Source organism: Aliiglaciecola sp. 3_MG-2023, assembly GCF_030548205.1.
GTDB lineage: Bacteria > Pseudomonadota > Gammaproteobacteria > Enterobacterales > Alteromonadaceae > Aliiglaciecola.
Genome location: NZ_JAUORV010000036.1, coordinates 1 through 2,190, shown reverse-complemented (window position 1 = coordinate 2,190; position 2,190 = coordinate 1). Strand labels below are relative to the sequence as shown.

Below are 2,190 nucleotides of genomic sequence, written 5' to 3'. Positions count from 1 at the left end.
TGACAACCCCAAAAAGTTTATACATTTAATAACACCCTATTTGTTTTTTAAAAACAACCGGAATGTTGATTTCAATGATTTTGAAAGATGACACGCCGATTATTTAACAAAATGTAGCCACAAGCTGTACCACACGATTTAAACAACAACATAAATTAATGAAGTAACAAAATTCAATGTAACGTTTACGTTGAATAACTTAAAAATAATAAACAACTACATTTTAAAAACGAACGAATTACGGTAGCTAAAAATCAATCAAAATAACCAGTTGAGAGCAGGTTTAGACTGCCACAACATTAATTATCTTTAACCTCATAACTTTTAAATAAGGGGCGTAGGCATGTGGGGCATAATGGCGAAGCCGCACCGCATGTATGCGTCCCAGCCCGCGCAGCGGGCGAACTTAATTTTTTTGTTATATGCACGTACTGCTAATTATTGATTTTTGGTTTTTAACTTCACTAACATTATTATCTGTTTCAGCAATAGCCAGTTCTATTCTAGCTTTTGTGCACTTATCAGATAACTCTTTGTTCATAAGGTAAGCTTGATCTTTCTGTTGTTGAGTTAATCCGTCAACACCACTATATTCATTTCTATCCTCTGGATTCCTATCTTTTTGGTATGGTGGTGCTTGCGTTGCACCACACGCAGATAATATTACTATCAGCGAAAGCGGAATTAATTTATTAAACAATACTTGATACTCCTTGTGCATATAACGCCTCAAATAAACGGCTCAGACTTGTTGGCTAAAATTGCGAGGCACGAGCAGAGCCAACGAGTTTGTGTCCGATTTTGATTTGTTTGTTATGTGCCTTGATCATGAAATTGCCTACGAACCATTATTGGCATTTTTGAACTCCCTGATCTGAATATGATTTCCTTCTCTGTCTGCAATATTGGACACTTTGAATATTGGGTTTGACCACTCACCGTCAAATGCCAGTCCTCCTAATTTAATTGCTTCTTTTCTGGTTGCTTCCATATTCTGGACAGATAAGAAAAGCTTAACAGGGCTGAATGATTCTTGAGGTATTTCGAACGGCGGCACATGGACAATGAGATTGAAACCATCCTTATCCAAGCTAATAAAATCTTGGGTTTCTCTGGTGATGGTCATGCCAAATAGTTTTTCATAGAACTCTGCTAAATTAGTTAGGTTTTTTGAGTAGATAAGCACACCATTTTGGGCAGGTCCTGACATTCTAGTTTCCTTATTTTGAGCTGCTACTGACAAGATTGGCACAAAAAGCATAACTGCAAACGCAATCGTTTTAAAATCCCTGAACATAAAGTCTCCTTGGCACATAACGCTTCGAATAGGCGGCGCGCGCTGTTTGCGCGTCGGCCCTAATTTGTTTGTTATATTTTAACTTGTAACTCTAAACCATCGTTATCAAGCGGTTTTAGATTTACAGCAAATATATGACTCTTATTATGCACTAGCTCAAGGTTTACATATGAAATTCTATCAGTGTAAGTATTTAAAAAACGTGCTGCATTCTTACGGATATGACTGTCTCGGATTATCACTTTAGTTATTGTTTGAGAGTTCTTAAGGAAAATGTTTTCGGCATCATATGATTGATCTCCGCTAACTGGGGCTAACGTTATACGGAATACAGCATGATCATCCATAAGTTCAATTTCAGTTTGTTTAGCACCAATAGAATCCTCGCCAAATTTGTACCAGATTTCGACTGATGTTTGTCCTTTTCTTAGGCTTCTAATCACCTAACTTCTCCTTAAAATATAACGTTTCAAATAAGCGGCGCAGGCTTGCTGGCTATACTTGGCGAAGAATGAGCCCCAGCCAGCGAGTTTGCGTCCGGCGACGAAGGAGCGTACTTGATTTGCTTTGTTAGACGGCGCAATAAACATGCTGTAAACATCCTTTGTCTGTTGAATAATACTATTACCTAATACAACCACCAGATAATAACCCCTGCAATTTCCTTGTTTAAAGATAGCCTGAAACAACTAAACAGTTCAAACAACCTTTACTGATTAACTACCTATTGTGTTTAAAACCACCTAGAAGAAAAAAGAAATGATGTTGGTATTTCACGCGATTTCAAAACAACTATGCACCTTAAACTAGCGCCTTCTAACTTCCAAAACAGCGGAAAGCGAGAGCGTATTTGGGCGAAGCCCAGCGAGTGCTTTTCCGGTGCTTTTGTTTGT

General features: G+C 38.0%; 4 protein-coding genes. All 4 read right to left on the bottom strand.

Annotation, left to right across the window (positions count from 1 at the left end; translation table 11 throughout):
* Positions 1-418: 418 nt before the first annotated feature.
* A complete protein-coding gene (locus Q4574_RS21385) occupies positions 419-700 on the bottom strand; it encodes a hypothetical protein (protein WP_303477709.1) in 282 nt (93 codons plus the stop codon).
* Between the two features lie 138 nt (positions 701-838).
* On the bottom strand, positions 839-1,297 hold the full coding sequence (locus tag Q4574_RS21380; RefSeq protein WP_216049423.1) for a VOC family protein: 459 nt from the start codon (positions 1,295-1,297) through the stop codon (positions 839-841).
* 71 nt (positions 1,298-1,368) lie between these two features.
* Complete coding sequence (locus tag Q4574_RS21375; protein WP_303477707.1) at positions 1,369-1,740, bottom strand: hypothetical protein; 372 nt, start codon at positions 1,738-1,740, stop codon at positions 1,369-1,371.
* The gene (locus tag Q4574_RS21370) at positions 1,741-1,938 is read right to left on the bottom strand and encodes a hypothetical protein (protein ID WP_303477704.1); all 198 of its coding nucleotides are present in this window, start codon (positions 1,936-1,938) and stop codon (positions 1,741-1,743) included. It lies immediately after the preceding gene.
* Between the last annotated feature and the right edge of the window lie 252 nt (positions 1,939-2,190).

Coding starts and splice junctions, on each gene's coding strand:
- Q4574_RS21380 (WP_216049423.1), bottom strand. CDS start 1,297: ATGTTCAGGGATTTTAAAACGATTGCGTTTGCAGTTATGCTTTTTGTG.